4 protein-coding genes and 1 tRNA gene are annotated in these 6,292 nt (G+C 46.9%); 3 read left to right on the forward strand and 2 right to left on the reverse strand.

Features of this window, described 5'->3' with window-relative positions:
* Positions 1–139: 139 nt before the first annotated feature.
* Positions 140–224 (reverse strand) — tRNA-Tyr (locus tag RH89_RS11855).
* Positions 225–498: 274 nt separating this feature from the next.
* Between RH89_RS11855 and RH89_RS11860 the strand changes: the two genes are divergently transcribed.
* The 3 genes from RH89_RS11860 to RH89_RS11870 are packed head-to-tail and all read left to right on the forward strand — an operon-like array spanning position 499 to position 5,047.
* Positions 499–1,566: an efflux RND transporter periplasmic adaptor subunit gene (locus RH89_RS11860; RefSeq protein WP_004402100.1), complete on the forward strand. Its 1,068-nt coding sequence runs from the start codon at positions 499–501 to the stop codon at positions 1,564–1,566.
* Positions 1,567–1,568: 2 nt separating this feature from the next.
* On the forward strand, positions 1,569–4,709 hold the full coding sequence (locus tag RH89_RS11865; RefSeq protein WP_004402101.1) for a multidrug efflux RND transporter permease subunit: 3,141 nt from the start codon (positions 1,569–1,571) through the stop codon (positions 4,707–4,709).
* A gap of 20 nt (positions 4,710–4,729) precedes the next feature.
* The gene (locus tag RH89_RS11870) at positions 4,730–5,047 is read left to right on the forward strand and encodes a DUF1244 domain-containing protein (RefSeq protein WP_004402102.1); all 318 of its coding nucleotides are present in this window, start codon (positions 4,730–4,732) and stop codon (positions 5,045–5,047) included.
* A 60-nt stretch (positions 5,048–5,107) separates the two neighbouring features.
* Here RH89_RS11870 and RH89_RS11875 read toward each other — a convergent pair whose 3' ends face one another.
* Entirely contained in the window at positions 5,108–6,163 is a 1,056-nt protein-coding gene (locus RH89_RS11875; protein WP_004402103.1) for a PLP-dependent cysteine synthase family protein, read from the reverse strand.
* Positions 6,164–6,292: the final 129 nt, after the last annotated feature.

Genomic DNA, 6,292 nt, shown 5'->3' on the forward strand with positions numbered 1-6,292 from the left:
GCAGTGCCGGCAGATTTACAGTCTGCTCCCTTTGGCCACTCGGGAACCCCTCCAGGGTGTTTTTATACTTAAGAGATGATTTCCCAACTCATCAATCAAGTTGTCTGATGTTTAAAAGGAATAAACAGCAGAAGAAATATGGTGGAGGGGGACGGATTCGAACCATCGAAGGCAGTGCCGGCAGATTTACAGTCTGCTCCCTTTGGCCACTCGGGAACCCCTCCAGGGTGCTTTTTATACTTAGTCACTGTTTTCCCAACTCAGTAACCAAGTGCGGAGCGCATGATAGCAAACTCGAATATGCTGTAAAGAGATTTCTTGGAAATTTGACTTGAATGCTTCCTTTTTGGGCAGGAGCAACAAAAAATGGGCGTTTTGTACTAAATTTATACGTAGCAACAGGTTACTTACTGAATATTTCGCAAACTTTACATTCCTTTACGCTCAAAGCCGTATCACTTGATAAAATTGTGTTTATACAAACTTCGGGCTTTCCGTATGAAAACTAAATCGATATTTCCTATTCTTTTCTCTACTTTATTCCTTTTAGCCCCTTCAGCTTTTGCAAAAGAATCACGAGGCGAAAGATCAGTAGCTGTAGTAACAGAGTTGGTCGCGGAACATCAAATTTCCCAATCCTTGTCTCTTATTGGCAAATTAGAGGCGAGTGAAAGTGTCATTATCGCTCCAGAAGCGGCTGGAAAAGTTGAATCTATTAAGATTCGTTCCAATCATGATGTGAAAAAAGGGCAAGTACTCATCACACTCAATGACGATAAATCTAGAGCCTCAGTTTCAGAAGCCACTGCTTATCTGGCGGACCAGCAAAGGATACTTAAGGAATATCAACGCCTGTTAAAACGTGGCGCTATTACCCAAACCGAGATCGATGGTCAGAAAGCATCTGTAGACATCGCCAGTGCAAGACTGAGTGCAGCAAAAGCTAACCTAGACGATCTTCACATCAAAGCCCCATTTTCCGGCACAGTAGGGTTTGTCGATTTTAGCCGAGGCAAGTTAGTAAGCATTGGTGAGAACTTACTTACGCTGGACAACCTCTCTTTAATGGAGCTGGATATTCAAGTACCAGAGCGCTATTTGGCTCAGTTATCCGTTGGCATGCCTGTCGTTGCGACTAACCAAGCCTGGGGGAACAAACAGTTTGATGGTGAAGTCGTGGCGATTGACTCACGAATCAATCCTGAAACCCTTAATCTGCGTGTCAGAGTACATTTAAAAAACGCCAGTAAGCAGCTCAAACCAGGGATGTTGATGGCGGCAACACTGGATTTTCCACCTCTGAGTGCGCCTATTATTCCTGTTCAGTCACTGCAATATTCAGGCACCAAACGCTACGTTTATGTGGTTGGTGAAAACAACAAAGCCACACGTACCGAAATTCTGTTAGGTGCTCGTATCGATAATCAGGTCGTGGTTGAAAAAGGGCTGGAGATTGGACAAAAGATCGTGGTTCAGGGCGTGGTGAACATGCGTGATGGCGTTAAAGTTCGTGAAGCTGGCGAAAAGCCACAGGGTGGGAAACAACCTTCCCGTAAGGAGCAGTAATCATGTGGCTGTCTGATGTATCGGTAAAAAGGCCGGTTGTTGCCATTGTTCTGAGTTTGCTGCTCTGTGTGTTTGGTTTTGTTTCTTTCACCAAGCTTTCTGTTCGGGAAATGCCGGACATAGAAAGCCCTGTGGTTACCGTCAGTACCAGTTATGATGGCGCATCGGCTTCCATCATGGAAAGTCAGGTCACTTCCGTATTGGAAGACCAGCTCTCTGGCATCAGTGGCATAGACGAAATTACGTCTGTTTCGCGTAATGGTTTTTCCCGCATCACCATAAAATTCGAACTTGGCTACGACCTGAACACTGGCGCGAGCGACGTGCGTGATGCGGTCGCCCGAGCCCAGCGCCGTTTGCCAGATGAAGCCAATGATCCCATCGTCTACAAAGATAACGGCAGTGGCGAAGCCTCGGTATATATCAACCTAAGTTCTTCCGAAATGGATCGCACTCAGCTAACGGATTATACCGAGCGCGTATTGGTCGACCGTTTTTCTCTTATCACTGGGGTCAGCTCCGTCAACATTTCGGGCGGGTTGTATAAGGTGATGTACGTTAAGCTCAAGCCAGAGCTTATGGCGGGGCGAGGTGTAACCACAACCGACATTACCAGTGCACTTAGAAGCGAAAACGTTGAAAACCCAGGGGGAGAGGTCCGAAACGACACTATGGTTATGTCGGTTCGCACCGCCCGTTTATACAACACACCTGAAGATTTTGATTATCTGGTCGTCAAGCAAGCCAAGGATGGATCCCCGATATATCTTCGCGATGTTGCGGATGTGTTTATCGGTGCGAAAAACGAAAACTCCACTTTCAAAAGTGACGGCGTAGTAAACGTCAGTTTAGGCATTGTCCCTCAGTCTGATGCCAACCCATTGCAAGTTGCCAAAGCGGTACATGATGAAGTTGAGAAGATTCAGAAGTTCTTGCCAGAAGGCACGCGTTTAGCCATCGACTACGACTCTACCGTATTCATCGATCGCTCGATTTCTGAAGTCTATAACACCCTCTTTATCACAGGTGGCTTGGTGGTATTGGTGTTGTACATCTTTATCGGACAAGTCAGAGCAACGCTGATCCCTGCGGTTACGGTGCCAGTTTCTTTGATTTCTTCTTTTATCGCAGCTTATTACTTTGGGTTTTCTATCAACCTTATCACCCTAATGGCTCTGATACTTTCCATCGGATTGGTGGTGGATGATGCCATCGTTGTGGTTGAAAACATTTATCACCATATCGAACGCGGTGAATCTCCTTTGCTGGCGGCTTATAAAGGCACACGAGAAGTGGGTTTCGCTGTAGTGGCGACAACGTTAGTGCTGGTGATGGTGTTCCTGCCCATTTCCTTTATGGAAGGTATGGTTGGTCTTTTGTTTACCGAATTTTCTGTCTTGCTCTCTATGTCTGTGATTTTTTCCTCACTGATAGCGCTGACTCTTACGCCAGTACTGGGAAGTAAGATCCTCAAGGCGAATGTGAAAGCCAGCCGGTTCAATACCTTCATCGACAACATGTTTGGCAAACTCGAGAGAGCGTATCGCCGAGCGTTATCCAAAGCCATGGCGTGGCGAATTCTGGCTCCAATCATTATTTTGGGTTGTATTGGTGGCAGTGTTTATCTGATGGAACAGGTGCCTTCTCAACTGGCACCAAAAGAAGACCGCGGTGTGTTGTTTGCGTTCGTAAGAGGAGCAGATGGCACCAGTTACAACCGAATGAACGCCAATATCGATATCGTAGAGCAGAGGTTATTGCCGCTTCTAGGGCAGGGTGTACTTAAGTCCTTCAGCGTTCAGTCTCCAGCGTTTGGAGGTCGGGCTGGTGACCAGACTGGCTTCGTTATTATGATATTGGAAGACTGGGAGGACAGAACTCAAACCGCCCAGCAAGCGCTAGGAATGGTGAGAAAAGCTTTGGGTGATATTCCAGACGCCAGAGTCTTTCCAATGATGCCAGGTTTTCGTGGAGGCTCTAGCGAGCCCGTTCAGTTTGTACTCGGTGGCTCTGACTATCAGGAGCTACAGATATGGGCGAATCTCATTAAAGACAAAGCCAACGAAAGCGATTTGATGAACGGGGCAGACATCAACTACTCAGAAAAGACGCCGGAACTGGTGGTGAGTGTTGATAAGCAGCGTGCGGCAGAATTGGGGATTAAAGTCACCGACATTTCTACCACACTCGAAGTGATGCTTGGCGGTAAAACAGAAACCACATTCATCGAGCGGGGTGAAGAATATGATGTCTATCTTCGTGGCGATGAAAACCATTTCAACAGCGCAGCTGATCTCAGTCAAATATACATGCGGACCCAAACTGGGCAACTCGTTACTCTGGATGCAGTAACCAAAATTGAAGAAGTAGGCGCATCGATTCGTCTTTCTCACACTAACAAACAAAAGTCGATTACCGTCAGTGCTAATCTCAATGAAGGGGTCACACTAGGGCAGGCTCTGGATCACTTAGATAAACTGGCGATTGATAACCTGCCGAGTGACATCAGCGTCGCTTACTCTGGTGAGTCCAAGGAGTTCAAAGAAAATCAAGCCAGTGTTCTTGTGGTGTTTGCGTTGGCATTATTAGTTGCCTACCTTGTTTTAGCCGCTCAGTTTGAAAGCTTTGTAAACCCGCTGGTTGTCATGTTTACCGTTCCTATGGGCGTATTAGGTGGATTTCTGGGGCTGTTCTTTATGGAGCAGGGGCTCAATATATACAGCCAGATAGGTATGATCATGCTGATTGGGATGGTGACCAAAAACGGCATTTTGATCGTCGAGTTCGCTAACCAACTTCGGGACAAAGGTATCGAATTTGAGCAAGCGATTGTCGATGCGGCAGCCAGACGTTTACGCCCAATCCTGATGACGGCATTCACCACGCTTTCAGGTTCGATACCGCTGATATTGTCGAGCGGTGCCGGTTACGAAAGCCGCGTGGCTGTGGGTACTGTCATCTTCTTCGGAATGGCATTTGCTACCATGGTGACCCTGTTTGTGATTCCGGCGATGTATCGACTGATCTCTGCTCGCACGCATTCGCCAGGCTATGTAGAATCACAACTCAATGCCGCGTTAGCGAAACACGTAAAAGCCCGTTCATCACATGGTGAGATTACAATGGGCAGCAGCAAAGAATAGAAACCAACAAGGAACAGATAATGGCCGATTTTAATTACAAGAACTTAAGCCAGGAAGAACAGGATAAGCTGGATGCAGCGGTGTTTCGTCGCTTACTCAGCCATTTAGACAATAACAAAGATGTTCAGAATATTGACCTGATGATCTTGGCAGGTTTCTGTCGCAACTGTTTCAGTAAGTGGTACAAAGCAGAAGCCGATGAGCAAGGGCTGGCACTTTCTATCGATGATGCCAGAGAGCGAGTTTACGGAATGACTTACGATGAGTGGAAAGAAAACCACCAGCTTCCGGCTACACCTGAACAGCTGGCAGCGTTCGAAGCCCGCCAGAAGAAATAGTGCTCTAAAGGTTACTTGCAATGCAAAACGCCAGCTCAGTTTGAGCTGGCGTTTTTGAACTTATACTCCAAACTTTTCCTGAAGTTCTTTGGTATAGGGTGACAGGTCACCTATGTGAGTGTTAACCCACTCTTCGTTGTAATAGGTATCCAGATAGCGCTCACCGCTGTCACACAATAGCGTGACAATCGAGCCTGTTTCCCCGCGTTCACGCATTGCTTCAGCTATCTGCAAGACACCATACAAGTTAGTTCCAGTCGACGCGCCGACCTTTCTGCCTAAGATTGTTTCCATCCACCGCGCGGTAGCAACGCTGGCTGCATCCGGAACGGTTTTCATTTCGTCGATGACGCCGGGCATAAAACTTGGTTCGACTCTGGGGCGACCAATCCCTTCAATTCGACTACCTATATCCAGACTTAAATCGGCATCACCTGTTTTATAGTATGAGTGAAATACGGAATGCTCAGGGTCCACTACACACAGTTTTGTGTGGTGCTTTTGATAACGAATAAACCGGCCAATGGTGGCAGATGTGCCTCCGGTTCCTGCACTCATCACAATCCACTCTGGCACCGGATGATCTTCTAATGCCATCTGCTCAAAAATACTGTTGGCGATGTTGTTGTTTCCACGCCAGTCGGTTGCTCGCTCAGCGTAAGTAAACTGATCCATATAGTGACCATTTAATTCTTTCGCCAGACGTCGGGATTCATCGTAAATTTCGTCGGTTCTTTCCACAAAATGCGCTTCACCACCGTAGAACTGGATCAGGTCGATCTTCGACTGAGCGGTTTTCTTTGGTACAACCGCGATAAACCTTAACCCGAGCAGACGCGCAAAATACGCTTCGCTAACCGCGGTGCTACCGGAAGACGCCTCGATGATTGGGGTGTCCGGACCCACCCATCCATTACAGATGGAATAAAGAAACAAAGAGCGAGCCAGTCGATGCTTTAACGACCCAGTTGGATGAGTGCTTTCGTCTTTCAGGTATATGTCGATGCCCTGAAGGTTGGGTAGGTTCAACTTGATAAGATGCGTGTCGGCGCTGCGTTGAAAATCGGCTTCGATTTTACGAACCGCGTTGTTGATCCAGTCGTGGTCTAAACACATATTTCATCCTTCCTTATTACCTTTGGTCAGGTTTTCGTATACAGCTCGAATCTCTGTATCCCTAGGTCATTTAATACAATCATTGTTCAATAAAAGAAACAGGTTACTCCTTAATCGAAAGAAAGTGTT

It is taken from the genome of Vibrio nigripulchritudo ATCC 27043, assembly GCF_000222685.1.
Taxonomy (GTDB): Bacteria; Pseudomonadota; Gammaproteobacteria; order Enterobacterales; family Vibrionaceae; genus Vibrio; species Vibrio nigripulchritudo.